28 protein-coding genes and 1 tRNA gene are annotated in these 25957 nt (G+C 43.0%); 22 read left to right on the top strand and 7 right to left on the bottom strand.

The genetic code is table 11. The features are described from left to right. Positions 1–7: 7 nt before the first annotated feature. A complete protein-coding gene (locus FHS57_RS20150; protein WP_028524527.1) occupies positions 8–400 on the bottom strand; it encodes an START-like domain-containing protein in 393 nt (130 codons plus the stop codon). 156 nt (positions 401–556) lie between these two features. On the opposite strand from FHS57_RS20150, the gene FHS57_RS20145 reads away from it, so the two are divergent. After that, a tRNA-Met gene (locus FHS57_RS20145) sits at positions 557–630 on the top strand. A 157-nt stretch (positions 631–787) separates the two neighbouring features. Here the strand turns inward: FHS57_RS20145 and FHS57_RS20140 are convergent. Beyond that, positions 788–3595 (bottom strand): 3-coathanger stack domain-containing protein, encoded by a 2808-nt coding sequence (locus FHS57_RS20140; protein WP_183976845.1) that lies wholly within the window; start codon positions 3593–3595, stop codon positions 788–790. Between the two features lie 206 nt (positions 3596–3801). Here FHS57_RS20140 and FHS57_RS20135 point away from each other — a divergent pair, with 206 nt between their 5' ends. The 3 genes from FHS57_RS20135 to FHS57_RS20125 all read left to right on the top strand — a co-directional run bounded on the left by FHS57_RS20135 (position 3802) and on the right by FHS57_RS20125 (position 5109). Then, positions 3802–4464: a phosphoribosylanthranilate isomerase gene (locus FHS57_RS20135; protein ID WP_183976843.1), complete on the top strand. Its 663-nt coding sequence runs from the start codon at positions 3802–3804 to the stop codon at positions 4462–4464. Positions 4465–4617: 153 nt separating this feature from the next. Further along, positions 4618–4872: a hypothetical protein gene (locus FHS57_RS20130; protein ID WP_183976842.1), complete on the top strand. Its 255-nt coding sequence runs from the start codon at positions 4618–4620 to the stop codon at positions 4870–4872. Between the two features lie 27 nt (positions 4873–4899). Next, positions 4900–5109, top strand: coding sequence for a hypothetical protein (locus FHS57_RS20125; protein ID WP_164489914.1), 210 nt, complete (start codon positions 4900–4902; stop codon positions 5107–5109). Here the strand turns inward: FHS57_RS20125 and FHS57_RS20120 are convergent. Then, positions 5099–5896 (bottom strand): DUF3050 domain-containing protein, encoded by a 798-nt coding sequence (locus tag FHS57_RS20120; RefSeq protein WP_183976840.1) that lies wholly within the window; start codon positions 5894–5896, stop codon positions 5099–5101. The two genes, FHS57_RS20125 and FHS57_RS20120, sit on opposite strands and share 11 nt — an antisense overlap. Positions 5897–6110: 214 nt before the next feature. Here FHS57_RS20120 and FHS57_RS20115 point away from each other — a divergent pair, with 214 nt between their 5' ends. The 3 genes from FHS57_RS20115 (at position 6111) to FHS57_RS20105 (ending at position 9410) form a co-directional block, all read left to right on the top strand. After that, positions 6111–6575, top strand: a complete 465-nt coding sequence (locus tag FHS57_RS20115) for an Mpo1 family 2-hydroxy fatty acid dioxygenase (protein ID WP_183976838.1) — start codon at positions 6111–6113, stop codon at positions 6573–6575. Positions 6576–6616: 41 nt separating this feature from the next. Continuing rightward, positions 6617–7873, top strand: coding sequence for a lactate 2-monooxygenase (locus FHS57_RS20110; protein ID WP_183976836.1), 1257 nt, complete (start codon positions 6617–6619; stop codon positions 7871–7873). A 172-nt stretch (positions 7874–8045) separates the two neighbouring features. Next, positions 8046–9410, top strand: coding sequence for a DUF3570 domain-containing protein (locus FHS57_RS20105; RefSeq protein ID WP_183976834.1), 1365 nt, complete (start codon positions 8046–8048; stop codon positions 9408–9410). A 55-nt stretch (positions 9411–9465) separates the two neighbouring features. Here FHS57_RS20105 and FHS57_RS20100 read toward each other — a convergent pair whose 3' ends face one another. Continuing rightward, positions 9466–10515 (bottom strand): oxidoreductase, encoded by a 1050-nt coding sequence (locus FHS57_RS20100; RefSeq protein WP_183976832.1) that lies wholly within the window; start codon positions 10513–10515, stop codon positions 9466–9468. A gap of 146 nt (positions 10516–10661) precedes the next feature. Between FHS57_RS20100 and FHS57_RS20095 the strand changes: the two genes are divergently transcribed. From FHS57_RS20095 to FHS57_RS20075, 5 genes are read left to right on the top strand one after another with little or no spacing between them, the layout of a single operon-like run. Continuing rightward, the gene (locus tag FHS57_RS20095; RefSeq protein ID WP_183976830.1) at positions 10662–11906 is read left to right on the top strand and encodes a hypothetical protein; all 1245 of its coding nucleotides are present in this window, start codon (positions 10662–10664) and stop codon (positions 11904–11906) included. A 1-nt stretch (position 11907) separates the two neighbouring features. Beyond that, complete coding sequence (gene tsaE / locus FHS57_RS20090; RefSeq protein WP_183976828.1) at positions 11908–12339, top strand: tRNA (adenosine(37)-N6)-threonylcarbamoyltransferase complex ATPase subunit type 1 TsaE; 432 nt, start codon at positions 11908–11910, stop codon at positions 12337–12339. Between the two features lie 30 nt (positions 12340–12369). Then, complete coding sequence (locus tag FHS57_RS20085) at positions 12370–13581, top strand: alanine dehydrogenase (RefSeq protein ID WP_183976826.1); 1212 nt, start codon at positions 12370–12372, stop codon at positions 13579–13581. 49 nt (positions 13582–13630) lie between these two features. Next, entirely contained in the window at positions 13631–14035 is a 405-nt protein-coding gene (locus tag FHS57_RS20080; RefSeq protein ID WP_028524481.1) for a hypothetical protein, read from the top strand. Between the two features lie 3 nt (positions 14036–14038). Next, positions 14039–14932 carry a DUF1684 domain-containing protein gene (locus tag FHS57_RS20075; RefSeq protein WP_183976824.1) on the top strand — a complete coding sequence of 298 codons (894 nt, stop codon included), beginning with the start codon at positions 14039–14041 and terminating at the stop codon, positions 14930–14932. Here the strand turns inward: FHS57_RS20075 and FHS57_RS20070 are convergent. Then, positions 14929–16992, bottom strand: coding sequence for a M48 family metalloprotease (locus tag FHS57_RS20070; protein ID WP_183976822.1), 2064 nt, complete (start codon positions 16990–16992; stop codon positions 14929–14931). The genes FHS57_RS20075 and FHS57_RS20070 overlap by 4 nt on opposite strands. Before the next feature lie 184 nt (positions 16993–17176). Here FHS57_RS20070 and rpsF point away from each other — a divergent pair, with 184 nt between their 5' ends. Genes rpsF through rplI form a run of 3 tightly spaced genes read left to right on the top strand, consistent with a single transcriptional unit; the run spans position 17177 to position 18267 of the window. Continuing rightward, positions 17177–17536: a 30S ribosomal protein S6 gene (rpsF, locus tag FHS57_RS20065; RefSeq protein WP_028524478.1), complete on the top strand. Its 360-nt coding sequence runs from the start codon at positions 17177–17179 to the stop codon at positions 17534–17536. Positions 17537–17549: 13 nt separating this feature from the next. Then, positions 17550–17801 (top strand): 30S ribosomal protein S18, encoded by a 252-nt coding sequence (gene rpsR, locus FHS57_RS20060; RefSeq protein WP_028524477.1) that lies wholly within the window; start codon positions 17550–17552, stop codon positions 17799–17801. Positions 17802–17823: 22 nt separating this feature from the next. Then, positions 17824–18267 (top strand): 50S ribosomal protein L9, encoded by a 444-nt coding sequence (rplI, locus tag FHS57_RS20055; protein WP_183976820.1) that lies wholly within the window; start codon positions 17824–17826, stop codon positions 18265–18267. 62 nt (positions 18268–18329) lie between these two features. Here the strand turns inward: rplI and FHS57_RS20050 are convergent, their stop codons facing one another. Both FHS57_RS20050 and FHS57_RS20045 read right to left on the bottom strand, forming a co-directional pair. Further along, the gene (locus tag FHS57_RS20050; protein WP_028524475.1) at positions 18330–18647 is read right to left on the bottom strand and encodes a YtxH domain-containing protein; all 318 of its coding nucleotides are present in this window, start codon (positions 18645–18647) and stop codon (positions 18330–18332) included. A gap of 118 nt (positions 18648–18765) precedes the next feature. Continuing rightward, entirely contained in the window at positions 18766–20196 is a 1431-nt protein-coding gene (locus FHS57_RS20045; RefSeq protein WP_183976818.1) for a patatin-like phospholipase family protein, read from the bottom strand. A gap of 149 nt (positions 20197–20345) precedes the next feature. Here FHS57_RS20045 and FHS57_RS20040 point away from each other — a divergent pair, with 149 nt between their 5' ends. From FHS57_RS20040 to FHS57_RS20010, 7 genes are all read left to right on the top strand, one after another. Further along, positions 20346–21563, top strand: coding sequence for a cysteine desulfurase (locus tag FHS57_RS20040; protein ID WP_183976816.1), 1218 nt, complete (start codon positions 20346–20348; stop codon positions 21561–21563). Between the two features lie 35 nt (positions 21564–21598). After that, positions 21599–22021 (top strand): SufE family protein, encoded by a 423-nt coding sequence (locus tag FHS57_RS20035; RefSeq protein WP_122930228.1) that lies wholly within the window; start codon positions 21599–21601, stop codon positions 22019–22021. A 12-nt stretch (positions 22022–22033) separates the two neighbouring features. Beyond that, complete coding sequence (locus tag FHS57_RS20030) at positions 22034–22345, top strand: SUF system Fe-S cluster assembly protein (RefSeq protein WP_183976814.1); 312 nt, start codon at positions 22034–22036, stop codon at positions 22343–22345. Positions 22346–22399: 54 nt separating this feature from the next. Beyond that, positions 22400–22828 carry a BrxA/BrxB family bacilliredoxin gene (locus FHS57_RS20025; RefSeq protein ID WP_183976812.1) on the top strand — a complete coding sequence of 143 codons (429 nt, stop codon included), beginning with the start codon at positions 22400–22402 and terminating at the stop codon, positions 22826–22828. A 76-nt stretch (positions 22829–22904) separates the two neighbouring features. Beyond that, positions 22905–23306 carry a BrxA/BrxB family bacilliredoxin gene (locus FHS57_RS20020; protein WP_183976810.1) on the top strand — a complete coding sequence of 134 codons (402 nt, stop codon included), beginning with the start codon at positions 22905–22907 and terminating at the stop codon, positions 23304–23306. A gap of 161 nt (positions 23307–23467) precedes the next feature. Further along, positions 23468–24571 (top strand): vWA domain-containing protein, encoded by a 1104-nt coding sequence (locus FHS57_RS20015; protein ID WP_183976808.1) that lies wholly within the window; start codon positions 23468–23470, stop codon positions 24569–24571. After that, positions 24571–25767 carry a multiheme c-type cytochrome gene (locus FHS57_RS20010; RefSeq protein ID WP_183976806.1) on the top strand — a complete coding sequence of 399 codons (1197 nt, stop codon included), beginning with the start codon at positions 24571–24573 and terminating at the stop codon, positions 25765–25767. The genes FHS57_RS20015 and FHS57_RS20010 overlap by 1 nt, the downstream gene beginning before the upstream one ends. Positions 25768–25957 lie beyond the last annotated feature (190 nt).

The raw sequence follows: 25957 nt of genomic DNA, 5'->3' as shown, positions 1-25957 counted from the left end.
CAGATACCTAGCTTCCTACAATTTCTTTGAGACTATCGATTAAACCATCCCAAAGGTCTTTTAGTTCTTCGCTGTCGGTGTTTGTAGAGTAGTCGGTAATGCGCAAATAGGTTGAACCCGTCAGGTCGCTTACCTCTACTTTAAATTCGATATAATTGTTATCGCGGTTATTATCGCTTGTGTTTAAGAACTCAAATTTGGCACTTTTATTGAGCCGAAGTGAGGTTTGTTCGGCGATGTGGCTTTCTTTATCCCAAATAAAATCGAAGCTATGGTTAGGTTTTACATTTACTTTTTCACAAAACCATTCAGAAAGTCCCGATGCTGTACTCAAGTACGGGAACAACATTTTAGGCGAGGCGCGGAGCTCGTATTCGTTTGAGTATTTGAATTTTTGCATAGCTTTTTTTTTTGTTCGGTCTTAAAGGTAAGAAAAGTCTTTTACTTAGGTAATTACCTTCCCCAACAAAGAGGCAAAATAGAAACTTCTCACAATTATTCAAAATGTGTTTGCGTAATTAAAATATTTATTCTACTTTTGCACCACCAAAACGATGGCGGGGTAGCTCAGATGGTTAGAGCGTAGGATTCATAACCCTAAGGTCGGCAGTTCGATCCTGCTCCCCGCTACACTGATTGTCAGGCCGTTACGATGAAAATTCGTAGCGGCTTTTTTTGTTAGTGTGACATAATTACAACATCGTCTGATTCCAATTTGTACAAATTTTACTCAGAATAAATTTATTTAAATGCTAAAAGTGAGTGCAACGGAGTCAAATTTTTTCAATTATTTTAACATTTCTAACGTTAAATCATCAAAATAAGCGGTTCCTTCACAATCACCAGAAGTGAAACCCAAACGACAAGTGATTTTCACGTACCCATCTCCTGAGTTGAAAGGAAGCTGTATCAATGTCCAGTCGTTGGTGCCTTTTAAATCTTTACTACGAGGAGGAAAACTAGGATTGCTTGTGCTTGTTACTACACTCAAATTAGCTCCCACGCCATTTGAATTGGTTTGTGTAGTGATGTCCTGAGTTTTGATCCAACCTTTTAAAATATAATTAGTATAGGGTATCACCCGAATGGTTTGATACACTTGTAGGTCATTACTTTGTACTGACCCATAGGCGGGACCTGAATATATTTTGATGCAATTTGAGCCATTCCTCCCTTGCCCCCTGAGCCATGAAAATACGCCTTGGTCAATCTTCCAGCCTGCTTTTAACCAAGGCAAGGTTAAAATGCTACTCACAAAACTTACGGAGTCTTCAAAGCTATTATTGGAAAGTGGAGAAAAGTAGGGTTGTAAATTGACTGTTACTTGCGCTTGTGAGCAGGAGGAGGGATTGCTTCGATTGCAAATGGCATAAACAAAGCGATCGGTTCCGCTTTTTTCGTTGGAAAAGTAATTGAGGCTGCCATTCGGATTGACCGTTACTGTACCTTTGGTAGGGCTAGTTACAAGGGTTGGTAAGGAGATTTGAGTTAGATTCGTTACTGCTGTGCCATCGGGGTTTTGATCGTTAGTCAAAATAGAAATAGTTTGAGCTACCCCGCCCCCCGCATAACTATTGTCAATGTGGGCGATTGGCTCACTGCACCCTTTTAAAAGGGCTGTAAATGTACTTCCTCTTTGTGCCTGAAAGCCTGGCAACAACGTAACGCTATTGTTGGCTATGTACAATCCATTTGTTTTATCAGGTATATTTTGCGTGGAAATAAGCGTACCCGCTGTCCGCTCAATCCCTGATATGTTGGTGCCTGTAAGTGAAATAGTATCGGCAATGATTGACACGGTAAAAGGCGTACTTGTCAGACTGTTACAACCATAGGTACATGTGACGGAGTAGTTGGTGGTAGCATTTGGAGTGACTATAATGGAAGAGCTAGTCTCACCCGTAGTCCATAAGTTGGTACCATAACAACCATAGGCCGTCAATGTAACCGATGCACCTGGACAGACCTCAGGGACGCCACTGATTGTCGGGGCATCTACGCCGCAGGTATTTCCATAATTTCCGCTAATCGGACTCGAAATGGCCGACGCACCGTGCGCATCAGTTACCCGAATGCGCGACATGTAAGGCCCTGATTGAGGGATTTGATAGTCGAAATAGTGAGTGTTCAGCGGAGGTGTATCAAAAATACCATCATTGTTGACGTCGAATTCAACTGTGAAGGAGTCGCCGTCGGGGTCTGTGGTTGTCGTTGCGTCAAATCGAGTAAATGGCCCCGTGTATGCAGTGGTAGGGTACAGAAGTTTTAAAAAGGGCTTAGGCGCCTGATTTCCCCCAGTCACATTGAGGGTAAAGGCAGAAGAAACTTTCCGATTTCCTTGCCGATCACACACTGAAATAGAAAAAGTATTGTTTTGCCCTGCCGTATAATAAGGGGTTTTAAACGTGGCTATTACTGAGGTAGGATTCGAGGTGGATTTTTCAAATATCAATTCATCAATAGCATTTCCTTGGTAGTCGAATAGTTGTGCGTAAGAAATACTGTCAGCATCAGCTGCATTAAAACTTATATGGAGTAGCCCATCCACAGGAGAGAGGATATTGGAAGTTAGTATAGTGAGGCTTGGGGCAGAATTTACGGTTTTGATTCGGTTGAAATAATGGCTTTCGTTCAGTTGAACCGATGAACCATATTCCAATCTAGTGTATTCTTTAGGGTAAAGTGTTGGGAAAAAACTCCCACGTATTCCCCTTAATCCGTTATACATTAATCCTCCAAAGGCATTATTGTCGTGGCGAGCATCGTGACTGAGCCCGAAAGCATGTCCCATCTCGTGGCACAAGGCCCCTAAATAGGACGATGCTACGGAGCTGAAGGTCTCTCCTTCAAACCACATAAAAGAGGTATTTTGCACCAAGGGATAAGGCCCCCATTCGGGTACCGTCTGACCAGCATAAGGGGTGTTATCCAGTAGTCGTTGAGGGTTAAATAATTGTATAACGGTACTTCCTAACTGCATTAACCCCGAATTTTTTCCGCTTCCTCCTCCTCCTCCCAAAGCCAAACCGCCGTAAAAACTGCCATCTGGATTTTGTACGTGCGTTTCGGGAATCAATATCCATAACTCTCCCTCAAAATCTACGGTTAATCCTACATTTTTGGCAGCGATCTTTGTTCGTTCAAAAAGTACATTTCCATTTCCTCCCCACAAATAATCATCGGTTTCGGGGACATTGACTAGGTGAATTTTGGGCCTTGGAGATTCTTCTTCGGTTTCATAAATAAATGTTTTGGGCCCGAAACCATTTTGGAGCATGTTGTTGCGGTACCACATTTGCGCCATTTCAACTGCGAATTGAAGGTTTTCCTTATAGTGGGGTTGAGGTGTGCGATTGGAAGGAACGACATACCCTATTCTGACTTTCGCAGGTGGTAGGGCTGGTACTCCAGTCCCGAAGGTTTTATCCATCGACAATGGCTGTTCTGTAACAACGGTTCTGGCGGGAATTGTAACCGATTCGTGCCTTACTGAATCTCTCAGCAGGGGGAGTTGCGCCATGATTACAGTTGTATTGTAAAGAGTAAGCAGAACTATAAACCAAATGACTATTCTAGGCGCCCAATACTTTTTCATAAATCCATCATGTTTGTGAAACGGCGTGATACCCCCTACGTTTTGTAAGAGAGTCTAAACTAAGAGAAAGTAAATCATGATGGTATGATGCAGGTCATCTTTGGACTAATGCCGTAAATTTCTGTACTGTATAAAACATGGGGCTTACGTTAGCAAAAGAGCCCATTAGTAGTGTAACTTTGAAGCGTTTTGAAGTATAGTTTACAATGAGACAAATACCACGAGTAAAAATTTGTTGTATCAGTAGCGTAGCCGAAGCACGCCTTGCGGTTGCGCATGGAGCGTCAGCGTTAGGATTGGTGGGAAAAATGCCTAGCGGGCCTGGCGTTATTACAGATGATCTTATTGCTGAAATTGCTCAGCAAGTGCCACCACCAATTTCAACGTTCTTACTAACGAGTGAGACGTCGGCTGCTTCCATTATTGAACACCACCAAAAAGTGAATACAACGACTATTCAGATGGTTGATGCCTTATCAGAAGGTACTTACCGACAAATTCGGGCACAATTGCCTGCGGTCAAACTCGTTCAAGTCATTCACGTGATTGACGAACGAACTGTCGAGGAGGCCATTGAAATTGCCCAGCACGTTGATGCTTTGTTGTTGGACAGCGGTAATCCCAACCTTCAAGTAAAAGAACTTGGGGGAACTGGGCGGGTACACAATTGGGAGCTAAGTCGAAAAATTCGCGAAAGTATTTCAATCCCTTTGTTTTTGGCAGGAGGGATTCGGGCGGAGAATGTGCGTGAAGCGATTGAAACCGTCGAACCTTTTGGTTTGGATTTGTGCAGTAGTGTTCGTTCCAACGGTCAATTAGATGAACAAAAGTTGGCCACCTTTTTTGAGGCCGTTTTTGCGTCTAAATAGTTTTCATTTGGCGTAAAAGTTCACAGTACTGCCTGCTGAAAGCTGACTGCTAACTACTTATATGAAATGGGGGTAAATACTTTTTGAATTGTCTTTGCATTAAAATTCGTTGGAAAACGTTAATTTAGTGGTAACAAATTAATCTAATTAGCTATGAAAACCCGATTCACACTTTTAGCCACCTTTTTGGTGCTTGCTACCGTTTTAAGTAGCTGTTTTTATTCAGGAGGATATCGTTCGCGGTATTATGACCCTTATTATGCCCCCCGCCCTTACGTTCGGGTAGTGCCACCGCCGCCCGCGTATCGCCCTCGGGTTTACGTAGCCCCACCACGATACCGCCCTCCACATCGGTACGAAAGTCGCGGACGTTATCAATACCATCGAGGGAATCGCAGACGTTGGTAAATAAAAGACCGATTATAAATTTTTGACATGAAAAAGATATTTTTATTGATGCTTTTGGGGTTAATGCTTGAATTGCCAACCGCCCAAGCAAAAACAGCTTCGATGGCCGAAACGACGACCATTGAAGCTGCTTCTGATGCGAAAACGCTGCGTAAGAAGAGACGAAACCGCCAACGTAAAGGCTTTATGTGGGGGCTATTTCGTAAACGCAATGCCTGCGATTGCCCTAAACATTGATTGTTAACTCACTTTTTTTAGCCAAAATGTCGTGGTAGGCTCCTTCCCAAAGCGCGAGTCTTTGTTCTAAAGAGGCTACCACGGCTTCTTCGGCTTCTTGCCAAAAAGCGGCGTTTGTGCCACACAAATTTTCGGTCATTTGAATCGCTAAATGACTATGGTGGTCGCCATCTACTTCAATGTGACGTTCGAGGTAATACTTAAAAATTGAGATGTTGTCGGGAGAGGTTTGGTTTAAATCATTGACCATCGAAACAAACATATTCGGTATCAAATCTTCTCGCCCAAACGTAAAGACCGCTGCTTGAAGGTGGTCTTTTTTGCTATTAATGACATCAAACGTATGCGTCACAAAATTTGCGGCAGCGGCAGGTGTACCTGCAAGCTGAAACGCATTTGAAAGTTGCCCCGAAGTCAAAAAGTGTTGGATAAAATCTAAAACAGGTTGGGTGTCTGCTTTGGCTTGGTGCATGGCATCCAAGTAGAGCTCAAAGTGGCTTTTTCGATTCCCTTCAAGGTCAACATCAGATTCTTCTCCTACCACAATTTCATTGATAAGAAAGCGGGTATCTGCCGAACCTTTCGGATACCACGGGACAGTTGTGCAAGTCAGTGATTGTTGTAATGATTTTAGGAGCGACATAAAATCCCAAACGGCATAGACATGATACTGCATGAAGATTTTTAGGTCGTCGATGCTGTCGATAGCAGCATAAATTGGGTGGTTAATAATTTGTTGGCGTAGTGGCTGAATTCGTAAGTTGATTTGTTCAATGGAAGGATTCATACGTACATGAAAAATGGTTTATTCTTTCCTAACTACGTTTTTTACAGGAAGATGGTTTTAGAATTTTTGAAAAAATAAGAATAATAGAAACAAAGAATGACACAAAAAGGCATGAAAATAAGGTGTTGCTGATTTTTTAAGACAAGTGGAAATGTCTAAAATTTTCAATAAAAAGTGATACATTTGAGAAGACTAAAACCAACCTTTTTGATTTATGAGAACAATTGATTCTTGGCTGAATGAATACGGAGAAAGCCACCAAAACCCTACCAACAAGCTTGTACATTGGATATGTGTTCCTGCCATCTTTTTTAGCATCGTGGGTTTATTGTACGGAGTAAAGCTACCTTTTGCCATTACCGAAATGCTCCAGCTAAACCTGGCCATTTTGATTTTAGCTTTTGTAAGTATTTACTATTTCCGTCTGTCGGTAACTCTCGCAATTGGGCTTTTGTTCTTCTCAGGGTTTTGTTTGTATTTGGCACAACAGATAGAAAATCAAGGTTTTACGCTTTGGAAAGTATCAGTTGCTATTTTTGTGATAGCGTGGATAGGGCAATTTTGGGGGCATAAAGTAGAAGGGAAGAAACCTTCTTTTTTTAAAGATTTACAATTTTTAATGATTGGCCCCGCGTGGCTGATGCACTTCATCTATAAAAAAATAGGCATTCCGTACTGAGCAATCGTCTGACTTGTTGGTAAGTAAATCATTTGGTGAAAATGAATGGATTTGAGCGTCAAAAAAAGATATACCTCGACGGTGCATCGGGTCTGGTTTCTTCGATTCCTGTTGATAATGCCCTTTTAGAAAAAAAAGCTCTGGGGGCTATGTCGCCCAAAGCGGCTGCGTATATTGGAGGAGGAGCTGGTCACGGTAGCACCATGGCTCAAAACCGCGCGGCTTTTGAACGATGGCGGGTATTGCCCCGAATGCTTCGCGATGTGTCGGTGCGAGATACCAGTATTAACTTGTTTGGCCGAAAACTACCTTACCCACTTTTACTGTCGCCGATTGGCGTATTGGAAATGGTTCATCCTGAGGCCGATTTGGGGGTAGCTAAGGCGGCAGCGGAGCTAGGAATTCCTTATATTTTTTCCAATCAAGCGTCGGTGCCGATGGAACAATGCGCGGAGGCGATGGGTTCGCAACCACGCTGGTTTCAATTGTATTGGAGTAAGTCGGATGAGCTCGTGGCGAGTTTTGTAGAGCGGGCCGAAAAATCAGGCTGCGAAGCCATTGTTGTTACCCTCGACACGACTCTTTTGGGCTGGAGAACCCAAGATTTAGAATTGGCGTATTTGCCTTTTATACACGGTCTCGGCATTGCGCAATATACTTCTGACCCCGTATTTAGAAAGTTGTTAGACGAGCCAGATGCCGCACCTGCGCCAAAACCAACCATCACTTTTGATGCCATTCGTACGCTTTTTAGCGCGATTAGCCATTATCCAGGTAGTTTTTGGCAAAACGCTACCTCGGGTTATCCCCGCAAAGCCGTCAAAAAATTTATAGATATTTATACACGGCCATCGTTGACGTGGGAAAACTTGGGTTATTTACGAAAACGCACAAAACTGCCCATTTTGTTGAAAGGCATTCTTCATCCCGATGATGCACTGAAAGCCCTTGATTATGGCCTAGATGGGATTGTGGTATCCAACCACGGTGGTCGGCAAGTCGATGGTGCCGTTGCGACGATGGACATGCTGCCGCTGATTGCCGAGGCACTGCAAGGCCGTATGCCTATTCTTATCGACAGCGGTGTACGTGGTGGCGCTGATATATTCAAAGCGCTGGCCTTGGGCGCAACGGCTGTGTGCTTAGGGCGTCCGTACGTATATGGGCTTACATTGGGTGGAAGTGCAGGGGTAAAAGAAGTTTTATCGAATTATTTAGCCGATTTTGATCTTACCATGGCTTTGGCGGGCTGCCGTTCAATAAAAGAAATTGGGCGAGAGTCGTTGAGACACCAATAAATTTTTGCTGTAATTCAAAAACGGGGAAGTAAAGGCGACTTTGCTTCCCCGTTTTTATGTTTTTTAAAAGAAAAAATAGAGCAGTTTTCGCAACGTTTACATTGTAGGCATCGTATAGTCTATCTGAAAGCTTCTTGTGAGGCTAAACTCTTTTTTAACCTATGAATTTCAAGTGAAAAAATTAACCATTGCCGTTGGACTTTATTTGAGTTTTTTGTGCGGGGCTAATGCCCAACAAAAAAGCCTCGCGACGAACTCAAACTACCAAGTGAAAAAACTAAAATTAGAAGAAGTAAATTTGGTCTCAAGTTATTATCACCAAAATGGTAATAACTCTGCTGTTACTGGCGGTATTGGTACCGAAAAACTAACTGATTTTGGAAATACGCTGGATCTTAAATGGGTGAAAACGGATGCTAAAAAGCGCAAACACTCATTGACCGTGGACATGGGGGTGGATACCTACACGTCGGCTTCGTCGGATAAAATAAATCCAAATCCAGTAACGCAAGGTACCTTGACGGGCGCTTCTTCAAGTGGTTCTTCAACCAACATACAGCCTGTAACTCAGACCGTCACGTCGGCTTCGGGTAAAGGTGGAGGACGTTCTAAACCTTCGCGAACGACAAGCGACCCCAATGCGGTTATTTCGCTCACTTCGGCCTCTTATCGTGATACACGCGTGTATCCAACGATTGGTTGGTCGATGAAAGATGAAAAATCGAGAACAACCTTTGGGATTTCGGGTTCGGCCTCTACAGAATACGATTACAAATCGTTGGGGGGGAGCCTTAATTTTGTAAAAAACTCCCGCGATAATAACCGTGAATTTGGCGTTAAAATCAACGCATTTTTTGATACGTGGTCGGTTATTTTACCAGTAGAATTGCGTCCAGTAGGATATGGGTCTGGGGCCAAAAGTGACCCAAATCCGATTGACTACAAACCGCGACAATCTTTTTCAGCGGCGTTTTCTTGGGCTCAAGTTATCAATGCTCGCTTACAAGTGGCATTGATTGCCGAACCATCGTACCAACAAGGATTATTGAGTACGCCTTATCACCGTGTGTATTTCAATAATGGCTCCGAAGGGCTTGAAAAACTACCAGGGACGCGTATAAAGCTACCAATTGCGCTTCGAGCCAATTACTTTATGGGCGATAAATTTATTTTCCGTACTTCCTATCGTTTTTACCAAGATGACTGGGGGATGACGGCCCATACGGCCAGCCTCGAAACTTCAGTCCGAATGTCGCCGTTCGTTGTCATCACTCCTTTTTATCGTTTTAATACCCAAACGGCGATTGACTATTTCGCTCCTTACCAACAAAATTCGGCGTCGAGCGAATTTCATACCAGCGATTATGACGTTTCGGCCTTGCAGTCGCATTTTGTGGGCGCTGGGTTTAAGCTCATGCCGTTGAACGGAGTCATGAATTGGAACCACTTCAATTCGCTGGAATTGCGAGTGGGGCATTATATGAGAAGCACGGGGCTTGTTGCAAACAGTGTGACACTGGCAGCGAAGTTTAAATAAAAACAAACTTGTACTAAACATAGCGCTGGATAGGTTGACTACCCAGCGCTAGTTGTTATTCAAAAGAGATAGTTTTTCCCGACTGACTACTTTCGAGGGCTAATTCCATCACTCGGGTGGTATTTCGAGCTTGTTGAGGTGTCACCTCTAATGGCACTTTATTGACAATCGCTTGATACACATTTTCGTAAAAAGGGGCATAATGCCCAGCTTGGCTCGGGATTATTTCCGCACCTGCCTCGGTATAAAGTGTTCCCCAAAGCTTTTCTGGTTCGCTTCCCCAGTCATCAGTGTTGGGTAGCGCATTTTTGCGAAGCGTTTCTTCCTGAACATCCAATCCTGACTTAAAAAAGCTGCCTTTATTGCCATGAATAATGTAGCGAAGGTCGTTTTGGAACACCATCAGACTGGCTTTCAAAATGACGCGTTTATCTGCATAGTTCATTTGAATGTCAAAATAATCGTCCGTCTCTCCGTCAGGACGAATGGTTTTGATGGTGGCCGTTACGCTTTTGGGTGTTCCGAAAAGTACGAGTGCTTGGTCAATCAAATGTGGTCCCAAATTATAGAGATTACCCGCGCCCGCCGACGCCACTTCTTTCCAGGTACCTTTGGCTACTTCGGGGCGAAAACGGTCAAAATGAGCTTCGTATTCTACAATATCGCCCAATTTATTTTCTCGTAATAACGCCTGTATGGTCAGGAAGTCGGAGTCCCAACGGCGGTTTTGATAAGCCGTAATCGTAAGTCCTTTCTCTGCCGCCAATGCAATTAAAATATCAGCTTCGGCAGTGGTATTGGTAAAAGGTTTTTCGATAACAACGTGTTTGCCAGCCTCCAAAGCCGCTTTTGCGTAGGGGAAGTGGAGGTCGTTGGGGGTACAAATAAACACCAAGTCGATTTCTGAATCGGCCAAAAGCGCTTCTGCACTGCCTACAACGGCAATAGTTGGGTCAAAATCGTGGACAGAAGTGGTGTTGCGGGTAACAACTTTTGAAAGTTTAAAATGTGGATTTGTGGCTAAAAAAGGGGCGTGGAAGTACCGTCCCGAAAGGCCAAACCCAATTAATCCGACATTTACAACGGGGTCAAGTGGTGAGTTCATGCGACTAAAAATGCGTTTTCTTTCTTACCGAAGCGTTTTTTACGACAAAGTTACTGTAAAGTTGGGGATAAAATACGTGCGAGCAGGACTGCGGGCGTAGGATTAATTTGTACCTTTGTGGGCTCATTTTGAACAGCTTTTTACGAATGCAATTTTTTGAAAAAAATAAGACATTGCTTGCCCGACTGGGCGTTTTTATATCGCTAGTGACGCTGTTGTTAGTGGTGCTTATCGGGGTTGAGTTTTTTGTGGGAAACGGTGATGGCGTTTGGTTTGACTACGATTTGCGCCTGATTGGCTTTCGCGTAGCCGCTTGGGCGGTGTCGTTGGTGGCGTTGTCGCTACTCATCAGAAATTCATCACCTCTTTTGCAAAATATCCTACTTTCGGTGGTAACGATTGTACTCGTGATTTTGGGGGTGGAAACGGCCGTTGGATGGATACATGATGCGGGTCAAAAACAACCTACCACCCCAACGGGGCCTCAGTACGCTGGTCCTGCGTATGATTCGAGCTATGCTTTTGACGAATTTTTGGGACGTAAGCCCATTCCAAATCATACTTTTGTTTGGGCCAAAACGCTGGACGGAAAGCCTTTTATTCAAATTCCGATGAAGGTCGATTCGTTCTCGCGGCGGATTACGCCTTTTGCCGATTCTGCACACACTGTGCGAAATAAATATGCGCTGTTTTTTGGGTGCTCGTTTACCTACGGAGATGCCGTGCGCGACAATGAAACCATGCCTTATTATTTCCAAAAAGACAACGCTGACGTTCAGGCGTACAATTATGGCTTCTTTGGTTATTCTCCGCGACATGCACTGGCTCGTTTGCAGCACCAAAATGTTGTGCAACAAGTGGCTCAAAAAGACGGTATTGGGATTTATACCTACATCGAAGACCACGTCAACCGAGCTATTCCGTCGGTAGGCTGGATTGGCATGTACGATGGCTATTTTCCCGATATTGATGAAAAAAACATGCAAACGCAAGGGGTCTATCGGTTTGCACACCCTTTGAAATACCGTTTTGGAATGATGTTGTTTAAAAGCAAAGTTCGTCAGCATTTTGCGATGGATTTTCCTTTTGTGTATCGCCCGAAAGATTACGAATTGACGGCAAATTTGATTAAAGCAACGGAAGACGAGTACAAAAAGCAGTTTAAAAACGATAAGTTCTACGTGATTTTGTACCCCGATGCCTTGAAAAAGGATTCACCTATGCCTGCTCTATTGAAAGAACGGGGCATGAAAGTGCTGGATTATCGTCAGCTTTTTCCCTATCCAGCAAAACAATACCAGCTTACGTACGATGGACACCCCAATCCTGAGGCACATCGGTTGTTGATGGAGCAATTGACCAAAGATCTTAAAAAACAAGGCGTACTTTAAAATGACATTGTTAAGCATCGAACGTTTTGGGTTAGAAGACATCGAAGAGGTGGCCGCCAAAGTCCTGCAAGCTTGTGGGAACGAAACCATTTGGCTATTGAATGGAGCCATGGGAGCGGGAAAAACAACGTTTGTGAAGGCGCTAGGCAAGGTCATGGGGGTGATGAATAACGTTCAAAGTCCGACGTTTTCGATTGTGAATGAATATATCACCGCCGATGGGGAAACGATTTACCATTTTGATTGTTATAGACTAAAAAATACGGCTGAGGCGTACGATATTGGGGTTGAAGAATACCTCGATTCTGGCTATATTTGTTTGATTGAATGGCCCGACCGAATCGAAGAACTTTTACCAGAAAGTTACGTAGAAATCCATATTTCGAGCCTGCCAGATGGGTTTCGGAAACTGGAGGTTCTCAAAAAAGCATAAATCAACAAACGTAAATCGACTAATTTGGACATGATGGGTTTTGGCGAATTGGCGCAACAAACAGCTTTGTATCCGCAAGAAGCGCTTGCCCCGCTCAAAACAAGCCAGCAAAGCTTGTTGATTGGGCTTCCAAAAGAAATATCTCTGCAAGAAAACCGCATTGCACTGACGCCCGAAGCCGTGGCGATTTTGGTTCGAAATGGTCACCGAGTCGTTGTGGAAAAGGGAGCGGGAGAAGGGGCTCAGTTTCCCGATAATGAGTACAGCGAAGCTGGAGCGCAGATTGTGTTTTCGCCCCAAGAAGTTTTTACGAGTGATTTAATCCTTAAAATTGAACCCCTCGTAGAGCAAGAGTTTGGAATCCTGAAAAATGGCCAAACCATTATTTCGGCGCTCAATCTTCCCACCCGCGACCGTTCATATTTTGAACACCTCAATCAGAAAAATATTACGGCACTTGGCTACGAGTACATTGAAGACCCCGCTGGCGGTCAGCCTGTGATACGTTCATTGAGCGAAATTGCAGGAAGTACCGTCATGCTTATTGCCGCCGAGTATTTGAGCAGTGCCAACAAGGGGAGAGGGATAATTTTGGGCGGAATTACGGGAGTTCCACCCACCAAAGTAGTCATCATCGGCGCGGGAACTGTGGCAGAATACGCCGCCCGTACAGCGCTGGGGCTAGGGGCTGAAATCAAAATTTTTGACCAACACATTTACCGTCTCCAACGGCTGAAATATGCCATTGGGCAGCACATTTATACCTCAATTATTGAGTCAGATACGCTTTCGGAAGCCGTGCAGCGGGCCGATGTCGTTATTGGTGCTCTGCGCCCCGAAGACGGCCAAAATATTTACGTTGTTACCGAAGAAATGGTCTCAAAAATGAAACCCAACTCGGTGATTATCGACGTGTCCATCGACCAAGGAGGCTGCATCGAAACCTCGCGAATTACGACCCACAAAGACCCAATTTACCGACAATACGACGTCATTCATTATTGTGTGCCCAACATTGCATCGCGGGTGGCACATACGGCAAGTGTTACGTTGAGCAACGTCTTTTTGCCTATGTTGTTGAAAATGGGCTCGTTAGGAGGCGTTGAGGAAATGATGTATGCGCGTCGTTGGTTTAGTAAAGGAGTTTATACGCACCGTGGCACGTTGACAAATCCTTTTATCGCCAAGAAGTTTTCGATGCGTCACAAAGACCTTAGCTTGTTATTGGCAGCACGGCTCTAGTCAGATTGTATTCAATAATCTGAATTTTTACATTCGACATTCAAAAAACATGATTAACCACAGCAACGAAAATACCTTAATGGATGATGCTAATTCACCCGAAGTAAACAAACAGCTTTTGGGGATAGTATCACAAGATTTTGTCAAGGTTTCTGACCAGCTCAAAGAAGCTTCCTATCAAATTCGGAAGCGAGGCTTTTCCACCCACCCCATTTTTGTGGCGGTACAAAAAGAGATAGAACTTGGGGTATTGCTGATTGGAAAAACCGAGCTAGAAAACGAATGGTCGTACCGCGCTTCCATGTTAGACGAATTTATCCAACGCAATCTCGTAGGTCTTGAATCCATCGAATTGTTCAAAGAAAACTATAAAAACCCCGACGAATACTGCTGTTTATTTGTCATTCAAGGCGATTTTGCTGGCTTTATTTTCATTCCATACCCCGAAGACTAAATTATGAAAACCAATTCTGTACTTCTTTTTTTAGCGCTAGGCTTCAGTGTTTTATTGGTAAGTTTTATCCCAAACAACGAGGAAGGAACGTACCAAAATGAAATAAATCAGTGGCATCAAAAACGCATGGATGGGCTGAAAAGTGAAGAAGGTTGGTTGAACCTCGCAGGTTTATTTTGGCTGAAAGAAGGAGATAATACCTTTGGAAGCGACGAGAAAAATGACATTGTTTTTCCAAAAAAAGCATCAAAACAAGTAGGGACGCTAGTACTCCGTGATGGCAAAGTGAGCTTCAAGGCGCATTCAGATGCACAGGTAAAACTGATTGAGGTAGAAACTTCTCCCGAATTTGTGTTTGAGGAGGGCAAAACAACTACCATGGAACAAGGCGCTCTTCGGTGGTTTATCATCAAACGTGGACCAAAATATGGCATTCGACTTCGGGATTTGGAACATCCCGCTTTGGCGCATTTTAAAGGTGTTGAGCGGTTTGTGGTCAATGAATCGTGGAAAATAAAGGCAAAGCTTGAAAAACCAGCTACTCCACGCACCATTGCCATTACTGATGTATTGGGATTGGTAAGCCAACAATCGTTGGTGGGTCATGCTGTGTTTCAACATAACGGAAAAACGTATCGCCTAGCTGCGACAGACGCAGGAGGTGGACGATTGTTTATTATTTTCAAGGACAAAACTACTTCCCACGAAACCTACGGTGCAGGGCGCTTTTTATACACAGATGTGCCCGACGAGGCAGGAAATGTCGTATTGGACTTTAACAAGTCTATCAATCCACCCTGTGCGTTTAGTCCTTACGCGACTTGTCCATTGCCTCCTGCCGAAAATAACCTTGCAATACGAGTAGAAGCGGGAGAGAAAGATGCTAAGATGCACTAGTCGAGAGGGGCAGATACTAGGCTTTCATAGAAATATAATACCTGTTTTTTGTACAGAAAGTAGCCCCTCGTAACGGCCGTATTGAAGTTACGAATGGCATCAAAAAGGACATTGATAGCTTCGTCGTCATAGCTAGGTTGGGTAAAATAATCCCACGTCTTTGAGAGGTATTTTTTGAAACTTTCCTTCATTTGAGGGGACAATTCCGTCTCAACGAGCGAAAAATCTAAAAGCTTTCCAATGTGTTGCTTAAAATCGCCTTCTATTTTGCCTACCGTTATTAAGTTTTCTCTAATCGTCTCGAAGGGCGTGGTTTCTTGTATAAATTGAAGTGAATCAGACAATTTGCCTGAAATCGCCATTGCTTCATCACTCCATCTGTCAAATTCGATAAACGAACGATATACCACGTTAAACTGCTCAATTTCTCCTTTTTGGGTAGCCAAGTGATGAAAATAATGGTAAATCGCGTGGTCGTTTTCTTCAACTTTTACTTTTAATTCATCTAACTCTTTTTCCAATGAGGGCAGGAGTTGGGCTAGGTCATTGACAGTGTATTTGACCCCGTCATAGTCAAAGGTTTTGATACCTGTGTTATCTTCTGCAATTTGTTTAAGGATGATTAAATCATAGCTTAGTGCCATGGTGTTGTTGAGGGTTTCTAGCATTTTTGCCCCAAATAACTCATCTAAATTGCGGTTTGGCGCGAAGTTCGAAGGTTCATTGGGAAGTTGGGTAAGTAAATTTTGGCTGTCGAAGTACCCGTTAAAAAACGAGCTAAACCGACGTTTATGATAGTTCTCCGTATAATCCGCTGCGAATTTCTGGGCTGGAAGCTCAGTCGTTGGTTTTGAATAAACTACGGTAGAGAAAATCTTTTGTGTAAGAAGTTGCTGATGGGCTTCAATATGGCTGAATACGGCTGATGCAGGTCGCAAATCTTCGTGAGTTGGCAAAAGGTCAAGCTGTTCTAGCCGTTTAATCCTATCTTCGGTACTTGGGTGGGAGGCCCATTGATCAGTAATTACCAATTTTGACTTATTGTAACGATTGAGTTGTTCTAGTCCCACCATGGGTAATTGATTCACAACAGGGAGCCCATTTTCCTTGCCCAAAAAATTGAGCACAAAATAGTGTTGTGGGTAAATATTGTTAGTCGTAACGGCTTCGGTAAACCTTTCATCATAGTAACTGAGTACATTATTATAGGCCTCGTCGGCGAGGCTAAAACGTAAAAGCGAAGTAATTAAAGGTTTAGAACCTGCAATGTGAGCCGCTACTTCGTCGGCGTGAAATTCCATTTCACGAGAAAGGCTCATGTAACTGAGGTTGACGACCTCGTAAACTTTGCGGAGGATAAATTGAATACCTTGGATGATTTTAACCGCCACCATGACGAAAAAGCCAATAATCGCGTGTATATCCGCAATTTTCTGAGCTAGGGTCCCGTACCAGTTGTTTTCATAAAGCATGTTATAAATAATTTGGTTAACGTTATACACGTAACTCCCAATCTTCATACTCCGTTGAGAAAAGTGCCCAAACTCATGCGCAAGTATGGCTTTAAACTCATGTACCGAAACAGAATTGACAAGCGCCAATCCTATTTGGAGGTTTTTGCGAATGGGTAAAAACATACTCCAGAAGCTAGAATCGTAAAAAACACAGGCATTGACGTCGGCAGAAAGATAAATTTTCTTTGGGAACTGAGTACCAACTTCTTTAACAAGGGAATCTATGAAGGCAAATAGATGAGGGTCGCTTTCTGCTGTAAGTTCGACTAAGTGAGAGCGGTCCACTATGTGTTTTTTGAACATGAACTTTAACAAAAACAAAAGAACAAGCAATCCCATAACGATAAGTCCAATGCCTACCGCAATGGTGATCCATTGTACTTTGAGGGTAATAAACATGATACCTAAGTAACTGCTTAAAAGTGTGAGGCCAATAGCCAACACAATTAAAATTAGATACACTATAACAAAGAAGGAAATCGCCAAAATGGCTTTGGTCGTCATCTTTTTGAAGTCGCTTGTTAGCTGAATGTTAGGGGTAGGCATGGCAAAATGGCGTTTGTGGACATTTTAAGCTATAAAAACGTGTAGTTTGAGTATCAAAACTACAGTTCTTTTTTTATTTTCCAACTAAATGGGTCGTAATATTTGAGATTTTAGAATTAAAACACTACCTTTGCGGGCTCATTTTCAATGAGTTTATTTTTATACACATTTAACAATTCTCAGTATGTTCACAAAACAGTATGAGATGGTGTTCATTATGACTCCCGTTTTATCTGATCAACAGATGAAGGACACCGTTGATAAGTTCCGCAAACTCCTTACCGATAACGGCGCGGAACTCGTACACGAAGAGAGTTGGGGGCTCAAGAAATTGGCCTACCCAATCCAAAACAAAAACACTGGTTTTTATCACTTGATTGAGTTCAAGTCGGAGCCTAGCCTTATCCAAACGGTTGAGACTGAATTCCGTCGCGATGAGCGCGTTATGCGTTATTTGACAGTTGCTATGGAAAAGCACCACGTAACTTATGCTGAGCGTAAGCGCAGTGGATTAGTTGGAAAAAAACAAACTGAAAACAACTAAGGAGGGCCAAGACATGACACTTGTAAACGAACCAATCGAGCGTAACCAAAATCGCAAAAAGTACTGCCGTTTTAAGAAAGCGGGTATCAAATTTATTGATTACAAAGACCCAAATTTCTTATTGAAATTGGTAAATGAGCAAGGTAGAATTTTACCTCGCCGCCTTACTGGTACTTCTTTGAAGTATCAGCGCAAAGTGTCGCAAGCTATCAAGCGTGCGCGTCACTTGGCTTTATTACCGTATGTAGCTGACCAATTAAAGTAAAAAACGGAAGGAGAAACTGACGATGCAAGTTATTTTAAGAACTGATATTGCTGGGCTTGGTTATAAGAACGACGTCGTTGACGTTAAACCTGGCTATGGTCGTAACTATCTCATTCCGCAAGGATTTGCGGTAATGGCGACCGATTCAAACAAAAAACAATTAGCTGAAAACTTGAAGCAAGCTGCTCACAAAGCAGAAAAACTCAAGAAAGATGCCGAAGACTTGGCGGCTGCTATTGGAGATATTACGCTTAACATCGCTGCAAAAGTGGGTGAAAGCGGAAAAATCTTCGGTCGCGTTACTAGCATCCAAATCTCTGACGCACTTAAAGCAAAAGGTTTTGATGTTGACCGTAAGAAAATCACTATCGAAGATGTGAAAGTTGTAGGTACTTACAAAGCACAACTTGACCTTCACAAAGAAGTGAAACACACAGTAAGCATCAGCGTAGCAGGCGAAGAATAAGCCGTCTCAGCAGATGTGGATATACAAAAGGCGCGTTTCAAACGCGCCTTTTGCTTTTGTGCCTATCCTTGTGACGGTGGGTCGTTGGGAACGGCTTCGGCGGTAGGCGTTTTGCCTTTTATGCTGTCTAGCAGCTCTTGCAAAAGACGTTCTGCCTCGGGCGTATATTTCTTCAAAGCCTCAGAACCTTCCGTTTTGAGTTGTTCAAAATACTCAGGCATTTTATCCAGTGCTTGTTCGGCTTCTCCTTTGAGGTCGTTGGCCTTCGCTTTTAAATCCTCAAATGTCTTTTCACCTTCTTCGGTTTGTAGGTACTTGTGTAAAGCTACGCCAGCGGCGGCGCCTAAAATGAACGTTGCTAAGTGTTTTGCATTGACCATGACTATAGGTAGTTTTAAAGTTGTTGGCAGAAAGGTAAAGAATCCCCAAACTTAATACAATGACTTTCTACAGGAATGGTGCACCTTATTTGGCGGTCGGGTAAAATGCAGTATGAATTCATGCAGCGTGTAAGTCATGGTACATTTGCTCTCTTCCTTTTTTGTAGGCTTCCCAGTCAAATTTTTTCAAAAAGTCGGCGGCAGTTTGCGCTCCTTTTACAAAAAGTTGGCACTTTTCTTCGTCCGAAATGTTAAAATTGAGCCAATTAAACCCTCGAACGTCAATTCGGCCAATGGTTTTCTCAAAATCTCGGTTTTTTAGCAAAAATTCACGGTCGTAATTAAACCTAACGGTGTTAAACATACCCATGATAAAACTGCCAAATGTCTCGTATTCATGAATGGTAGTGGCATCGTCGTCGAGCTTAATACCAAACGTAGGCAAACGAGGGGTTTTAAGGTTGGGGTTGAAAAAAACGTTGATGGGGAAATTGGAGACAATCCCGCCGTCAACAAATTGCACACCACTAGGAATATCACTGAGGTTTTCTACCAAAAAGAATTCTTTCCAAGCTTCTTTTACGCTGTTTTTGGGAATATTATTGATTTGGAATGCCTCAAAAAAAATTGGAACCGACATCGAAGAACGTACAAAAGCAGAGGGCTGAACTTGGGCTTCGTCGTCCCAGTACAATCGCCACATTTTGGGAAACTCCACTTTCACTTGTTTTGTAATGTCGCAGGCAATGATGGTAATAGAATCCTCTAGTTTGGGTTGATTGAGGTCAGTCACTTTGAGGTGGTCTTCGCGCGTTGGGCGGAGTTGAATGTGGGTCGCCGTTTTTTCAATTTTTTCACGAAAATCTTTCAAGGAAGAAATACCATTGTTTTCTAAAATGCCTTGCATCCATTTTAAAAAAGCATTGCCCTTGCTTATGCCAAATCGGCTGCGTTTGAAACGGTAATACAAATAATAAACGTAGCTCACAATCACGGCCGAACAAATAAGTAACACCCCACTAATGGCATATAAAATGCTAACGAGGGCAGGCGTAGAGGGGGCGTCTCGGTAAATCCAGTAAAAAATACTACATACGACGGCAAGAATTAGGCTAAGACCAATCGCCGAAAACAACGCTTTGATTGTCAACTTGGGCTTATACTTCATAGCCCAAGCGATTATGCGCTTTACCACCCAAAAGGCATCCACAAAGTCGAAAAGGTTGGTGCTGGACAAAATTTTAAGGGCTTCAGTCGATTTCTCTTCGTTGCGGTATCCGATACTGGCCAACAGCATGGTATTAATGGCTCCTGCGCTAGTCCCAGCCAGTTTCAGAAAACGAATGCCCATTTTTTCGAGCACATAGGTGTAGCCTACCAACGCCACTCCGAGTACGCCACCACCTTCTTGCACGAGATTGACGTATTGATGGGATTCATCATCTATCACATCCGAAACCACAAATTCTTTGTTCTCAAAATGGGCTTTTAAATCCGTTAAAATCGGCGCAACGGCACTTTCATAGTCATTAAGGGTGAGCTTTTTCATAGGGAAGTTGAGTTTATTTAGAAAATGTCCAAACTGAATTCTGTTTTATTTTGTTGTCTTAACCAAAAGTCAAAAACTATTAGCAATAAATCAAACCGAATACTCAATTGTAGGTTGATTTTTGACTTGGAACTCACTTATCTGTGTTTATGCTAGATATTCAAAAAATACGCCAAGACTTTCCCATTCTCAATGAGGTAGTTCATGGTAAATCATTGGTTTACTTTGACAACGCCGCCACTACCCAAAAACCCCTTCCTGTTCTTGAGGCATTGGCCAATTATTACGGGCATTACAACGCCAATATTCACCGTGGTATTCACTTTTTAGCCGAAAAAGCAACCTCTGCTTTCGAGGCTTCGCGCCATAAAATCCAAACCTTTCTTAACGCATCCCGCGTAGAAGAAATCATTTTTACCTACGGAACGACCGACGGAATCAACCTAGTGGCTCAATCGTATGGCCGTACTTTTTTAAAAGAAGGGGATGAAATCATCATAAGCACCCTTGAACACCACTCCAACATCGTGCCTTGGCAGATGCTTTGTGAAGAAAAAGGCTGCGTACTTCGGGTCATTCCCATCAATGATGCAGGCGAATTGCTCATGGATGAGTTTGAAAAAATGCTTTCAGAGCGAACCAAATTGGTGTCGGTTGTGCACGTTTCAAACGCGTTGGGAACCATTAATCCCGTGGCTGAAATCATCAAAAAAGCGCACGAAGTAGGAGCAAAAGTGCTGATTGATGGCGCACAAGCTACGTCACACATTGACATTGACGTTCAGGCGTTGGATTGCGATTTTTACGTGTTTTCGTTGCATAAATTGTACGGCCCTACGGGAATGGGGGTGTTGTACGGCAAAACAGACATATTGAACGCCATGCCGCCGTATCGTGGTGGTGGAGAAATGATAAAAGAAGTAACGTTTGAAAAGACGACGTACAACGATTTGCCCTACAAATTTGAAGCAGGAACGCCTAACATTGCCGATGTTGTAGCGACAAAAATGGCCGTTGAGTACGTAGAAGCGCTTGGAAAACAGGCCATTGCTGATTATGAACATGAGCTTTTGGTATATGGAACCGATGCCTTGCAAAGCATTGAAGGCTTGCGAATTGTGGGTACGGCTAAGGAGAAAGTAAGTGTATTGTCGTTTGTAATGGAAGGCATTCACCCGCAAGATATTGGCGTCATTTTGGACCAACAAGGCATTGCCGTTCGGACGGGGCACCACTGCACACAGCCGTTGATGAAACGTCTTGGAATTGTCGGAACTTCCCGCGCTTCTTTTGCCGTTTATAATACAAAAGAAGAAATTGATAAATTAGTAGTGGGGTTAGAGAGAGTTAAAAAAATGTTGAGCTAAACAAAAATAACGAGTGCATGGCTCGTTAAAAATAAATGACAATTAACGAAAAACAGGACGCTCTTATCGAAGATTTTGACCTCTTCGATGACCAATTGGAAAAAACCCAGTATATCATTGACTTGGGAAAAAAGCTGTCTCCGATTGCGGAGGAATATAAAACCGATGATAACCTCATCAAAGGTTGCCAGTCGCGGGTGTGGTTACATACCGAAATGCGTGGCGACCGGGTGTATTTTGAAGCCGATAGCGAACCTACTGCCCAAATTAGTAAAGGATTGGTGAGTTTGCTGATTAAAATCCTTTCGGGCGAAAAACCAGAGGACGTAGCCAATGCAGATTTGTACTTCATTGATAAAATTGGCATGAGTACCATCATCACTTCGCGCCGCGCAGGTGGGTTGGCTTCAATGATTGTACGTATGAAAGACTTTGCCCAAAAACAACTTATTGCTTAACACTTACGTATTATGTCTGAAGCAGAACTGAAAGAAGAAGTCGTCAAAGCCATCAAGCAAGTATATGACCCCGAAATCCCCGTGGACGTGTGGGAACTTGGCTTGATTTATGACCTAAAAATATTCCCTGTCAACAATGTGTATGTTGAAATGACCCTCACGTCGCCATCGTGCCCTTCGGCAGGAACAATTCCTGTTGAGGTAGAACAAAAAATTCGCGAAATTGAGGGAATCAACGATGTTAGCGTTGAGCTGACTTGGGATCCGCCGTACTCTCAAGATATGATGAGCGACGAAGCCAGACTCGAACTTGGGTTTATGTAATCCAAAGGCGAATACTATATTTAAAACTGTCAACTTAAAAACTGTAAACAGATTATGTATCCTCCACATTTAGTAGCTCCTATGCGGGCTCAATTGACCGATAACGGTTTTACTAGCCTCGAAACGGCTGAAGCAGTGGATCAATTTATGGCCAATACCAAAGGAACGACCTTGGTCGTTGTAAACTCGGTGTGTGGTTGTGCAGCAGGTGCAGCCCGTCCAGGCGTGTTGGGAGCGTTGCATTACAGCGACGTGAAACCTGATAACTTGGTAACCGTGTTTGCGGGTGCTGACCAAGATGCAACGGCCAAAATGCGTGAGTATTGCTTGCCATATCCTCCATCATCGCCAGCGATTGCGATTTTCAAAGACGATGAATTGGTGCACTTTATTGAGCGCCACCACATCGAAGGACGTAATGCCCAAATGATTGGCGAACACCTCATTACGGCTTTTGAAGAGTTCTGCGGCGAAAAAGCTTAATGATGTATTGACCTAGATTCGCAATTTCTAAAATCAAAATTGAAAATAATCAACCCTTTTGCCATTAATTGTACCTATGAATAATCAAGAACTTGTTAAAGAGCAAAGTAGATTCCTTGAAATGAATGGCTTTATAATTCCTCGGACGGAAGGTGAAGCTGAGAATGTGTTAGCAAATTTAAATGGCTATACACTACTAATGATAGGTTCTTATAAGAATTCAACTTGGCAAAATGGGGTAGTAGATGCACTTAAAAAAAGTGAGGGTATCATTATTAAACCAGTAGCAGTATTTTCTGATGTTAATAATGCTGTCGTAAATAAAGTTTTCGACTATGCTCCTTCTATTCCAAGAGGATTAAATGGCGTTGCTATTTTTAACGGTTCAGAATTGATAGAATTTATAAAGATTCTACAATTGGAAGAGCAATCGGTAAGTTCTAAAATCCTTGGAGCTATTTTGAATTTAGAGATGTAGAACATTGATAAGTTATCTTTCTTAAAAAGCCTCTCGAGTAAAAACGAGAGGCTTTTTAATGAAAAGATGATTTGGCCTAAATTAAACTTCTACGACCTTTTATTTGTTAGAATTCAAAAAGGAATCTAAGCTTTTACCGATAACCTTTAAAAATCAATTCAATGATAGGGCATCGCTTTTCTGAATTTAAACCGTCTGAGCAATCAGGTAAAAACAAGTTTGAGGAGTTGTTGAATATCTTTCAACAATTGCTTTTGATGACTTCGGGCGATGTGTCGCAGGCGATGTCGTGGATGAATCAGTTGGACCGTCAATACAAACTGACGGATGACCAATACGGAATTGGTGATTTTTTCGACGATTTGAAACGTAAAGGCTACATTACCGAAGAAAACGAAGAGGGGCAAGTAATGATGACGCCCAAAAGCGAGCGGAGTATTCGTAAAAGTGCCCTTGAAGAGATTTTTGGAAAGCTCAAACGTTCTAAGTCGGGGGGCAATCACCGTACACCTTACACGGGCGTGGGAGACGAACTGAGTAGCGATGTTCGTAATTTTCAATTTGGGGATTCGTTGGAACAAATTTCGATGACGGAATCCATCAAAAATGCGCAAATCAACCACGGAGCCGAAGATTTCTATTTGTTAGAAAACGACTTAGAGGTCGTTGATAAAGAGCAAAAAACCAGCACGGCTACGGTGCTGATGATTGATATTAGTCACTCCATGATTTTGTACGGGGAAGACCGTATCACGCCCGCCAAGAAAGTGGCGTTGGCCATGGCCGAACTCATAAAGACCAAGTATCCCAAAGACATGCTCGATATCATCGTTTTTGGAAACGACGCCTGGCAAATTCAAATCAAAGACTTGCCGTATTTGGAAGTAGGGCCTTACCATACCAATACGGTTGCGGGGCTTGAATTGGCGATGGATTTGTTGCGTCGTCGCAAGACCAAAAACAAGCAGATATTCATGATTACCGACGGAAAACCGACTTGTTTGAAGGAAGGAATAAAGTATTATAAAAATAGCTTTGGCCTCGACCGCAAGATTGTTAGCAAAACGCTTACGTTGGCCGCGCAATGCCGTCGATTGGAGATTCCGATTACAACCTTTATGATTGCGTCAGATCCTTATTTGAAGCAATTTGTACAGGAATTTACGCGGGTCAACAACGGCCGTGCGTATTACAGCAACCTCAAAGGCTTGGGAGGTTTTGTGCTTGAAGATTTCCAACGTAACCGTCGTAAAAACTTAAAATAGTGTCCTCAAAAAAACTGTTTTACCTTTCTCTTGCTGTTTTTGTGGGAATTGTGGCGTATCAAGTCTATCTGAAAGCCACTGAAAAAAAAGTAGTACCGCTCACTAAAAGCTGGGAAAAGGCGGTGCCACATCAGCAAGTTCCAAAGGGATTGGCTTCTTTGAGCGCCAAACAGTGCGGAGCTTGCCATCAGGCACATTACGAAGAATGGCAGCATTCAACGCACTCTCACGCGTGGACAGACAAGCAGTTTCAGGCGGAGTTAAAGAAAGAATCTAGCCCATATTTGTGCATCAACTGCCACATTCCGCTTCAAAATCAACAAGAATACGTTGTTTCTGGGTTGCTCGACGGAGATATTTATCAGCCTGTAAAACAAAAAAATCCACATTTTGACCGCGAACTTCAGCAGGAGGGAATCAATTGCGCGAGTTGCCACGTGCGCGACAACGTTGTGATTGGTACAACAGGGACGGCCAAAGCCCCGCACGCCACTAAAAAAGACCCCGAATTTTTATCAGAAAAGCTCTGTATTTCGTGCCACAATGCCAGTGCTGTCGTAACGCCAACGCTCGTTTGTACCTTTGAGACAGGCGATGAATGGAAAAAAGGGCCTTTTTACGGTCAAAAGACGTGCATTAGCTGTCACATGGAGCCCGTAGAAAGAGAAATTGTAACAGGCTATGGCAAGCGGCTAAGCCATTTACACTACTTTGCAGGGTCGGGCATACCGAAAGAAAAAGGCGCTAAAACCAAGGGGCTGAAGGGGTTGTCGTTTACGACTTCAAAATTGGCTACTACTTACAAGGTCGGCGAGGAACTTGATTACCGATTGACGTTGAAAAATGAATTTGCAGGGCACCGCCTTCCAACGGGTGACCCCGAACGTTATTACTCGATTTTGTTGGAACTCGTAAATGCTGAAAACAAGGTTATTGCTTCAAAATACGACCGAATCGGAGAGAAATGGGAGTGGTGGCCTGCTGCTAAAAAACTTTCAGACAACAACCTAAATCCTGGCGAAGAACGCTCTTTTGTGTTGAAACAGACATTGAAAAGCTCTCAATCGTTGACACTCCGCGCCAAAGTGACCAAACACCGCCTCAATCAAGAATCGGCTACTTACAACAAACTAGACAGCAGCTATCCGTTGTCGATAACGGTGTTTGAGAAAGAGTATAAGGTTTTGGTGAAATAATTGGGGCTTAAATTCTCTTCACATTTTTGCAACGTGGTGGCCTTTAGAACTCTCAACTACGTCAAATGGGAAACAGGCGCATTTGTCAAAGATATTTGAGTGATGTACAAATGTGCCATTTCTGCTTCTCTTTATAAAATAACAAAATTTTAATTTCCTTGACTCATTTGTTAAGTTATAAATATATAGT

This window comes from Runella defluvii (assembly GCF_014195535.1).
GTDB classification, from domain to species: domain Bacteria; phylum Bacteroidota; class Bacteroidia; order Cytophagales; family Spirosomataceae; genus Runella; species Runella defluvii.
The sequence above is the reverse complement of the archived record's forward strand: the minus strand, read 5'-3'. Positions and strand labels throughout refer to the sequence as shown.

Bases quoted from the DNA above. Each gene is read 5' to 3' on its own strand.
- FHS57_RS20050 (WP_028524475.1), bottom strand. From the start codon at position 18,647: ATGGTCAATGCAAAACACTTAGCAACGTTCATTTTAGGCGCCGCCGCT.
- tsaE (WP_183976828.1), top strand. From the start codon at position 11,908: ATGACATTGTTAAGCATCGAACGTTTTGGGTTAGAAGACATCGAAGAG.
- FHS57_RS20070 (WP_183976822.1), bottom strand. From the start codon at position 16,992: ATGCCTACCCCTAACATTCAGCTAACAAGCGACTTCAAAAAGATGACG.
- FHS57_RS20115 (WP_183976838.1), top strand. From the start codon at position 6,111: ATGAGAACAATTGATTCTTGGCTGAATGAATACGGAGAAAGCCACCAA.
- FHS57_RS20030 (WP_183976814.1), top strand. From the start codon at position 22,034: ATGTCTGAAGCAGAACTGAAAGAAGAAGTCGTCAAAGCCATCAAGCAA.
- FHS57_RS20125 (WP_164489914.1), top strand. From the start codon at position 4,900: ATGAAAAAGATATTTTTATTGATGCTTTTGGGGTTAATGCTTGAATTG.
- FHS57_RS20015 (WP_183976808.1), top strand. From the start codon at position 23,468: ATGATAGGGCATCGCTTTTCTGAATTTAAACCGTCTGAGCAATCAGGT.
- rpsF (WP_028524478.1), top strand. From the start codon at position 17,177: ATGTTCACAAAACAGTATGAGATGGTGTTCATTATGACTCCCGTTTTA.
- FHS57_RS20025 (WP_183976812.1), top strand. From the start codon at position 22,400: ATGTATCCTCCACATTTAGTAGCTCCTATGCGGGCTCAATTGACCGAT.
- FHS57_RS20140 (WP_183976845.1), bottom strand. From the start codon at position 3,595: ATGAAAAAGTATTGGGCGCCTAGAATAGTCATTTGGTTTATAGTTCTG.
- FHS57_RS20150 (WP_028524527.1), bottom strand. From the start codon at position 400: ATGCAAAAATTCAAATACTCAAACGAATACGAGCTCCGCGCCTCGCCT.
- FHS57_RS20110 (WP_183976836.1), top strand. From the start codon at position 6,617: ATGAATGGATTTGAGCGTCAAAAAAAGATATACCTCGACGGTGCATCG.
- FHS57_RS20135 (WP_183976843.1), top strand. From the start codon at position 3,802: ATGAGACAAATACCACGAGTAAAAATTTGTTGTATCAGTAGCGTAGCC.
- rpsR (WP_028524477.1), top strand. From the start codon at position 17,550: ATGACACTTGTAAACGAACCAATCGAGCGTAACCAAAATCGCAAAAAG.
- FHS57_RS20080 (WP_028524481.1), top strand. From the start codon at position 13,631: ATGATTAACCACAGCAACGAAAATACCTTAATGGATGATGCTAATTCA.
- FHS57_RS20100 (WP_183976832.1), bottom strand. From the start codon at position 10,515: ATGAACTCACCACTTGACCCCGTTGTAAATGTCGGATTAATTGGGTTT.
- FHS57_RS20035 (WP_122930228.1), top strand. From the start codon at position 21,599: ATGACAATTAACGAAAAACAGGACGCTCTTATCGAAGATTTTGACCTC.
- rplI (WP_183976820.1), top strand. From the start codon at position 17,824: ATGCAAGTTATTTTAAGAACTGATATTGCTGGGCTTGGTTATAAGAAC.
- FHS57_RS20040 (WP_183976816.1), top strand. From the start codon at position 20,346: ATGCTAGATATTCAAAAAATACGCCAAGACTTTCCCATTCTCAATGAG.
- FHS57_RS20045 (WP_183976818.1), bottom strand. From the start codon at position 20,196: ATGAAAAAGCTCACCCTTAATGACTATGAAAGTGCCGTTGCGCCGATT.
- FHS57_RS20130 (WP_183976842.1), top strand. From the start codon at position 4,618: ATGAAAACCCGATTCACACTTTTAGCCACCTTTTTGGTGCTTGCTACC.
- FHS57_RS20075 (WP_183976824.1), top strand. From the start codon at position 14,039: ATGAAAACCAATTCTGTACTTCTTTTTTTAGCGCTAGGCTTCAGTGTT.
- FHS57_RS20020 (WP_183976810.1), top strand. From the start codon at position 22,905: ATGAATAATCAAGAACTTGTTAAAGAGCAAAGTAGATTCCTTGAAATG.
- FHS57_RS20085 (WP_183976826.1), top strand. From the start codon at position 12,370: ATGATGGGTTTTGGCGAATTGGCGCAACAAACAGCTTTGTATCCGCAA.
- FHS57_RS20095 (WP_183976830.1), top strand. From the start codon at position 10,662: ATGCAATTTTTTGAAAAAAATAAGACATTGCTTGCCCGACTGGGCGTT.
- FHS57_RS20120 (WP_183976840.1), bottom strand. From the start codon at position 5,896: ATGAATCCTTCCATTGAACAAATCAACTTACGAATTCAGCCACTACGC.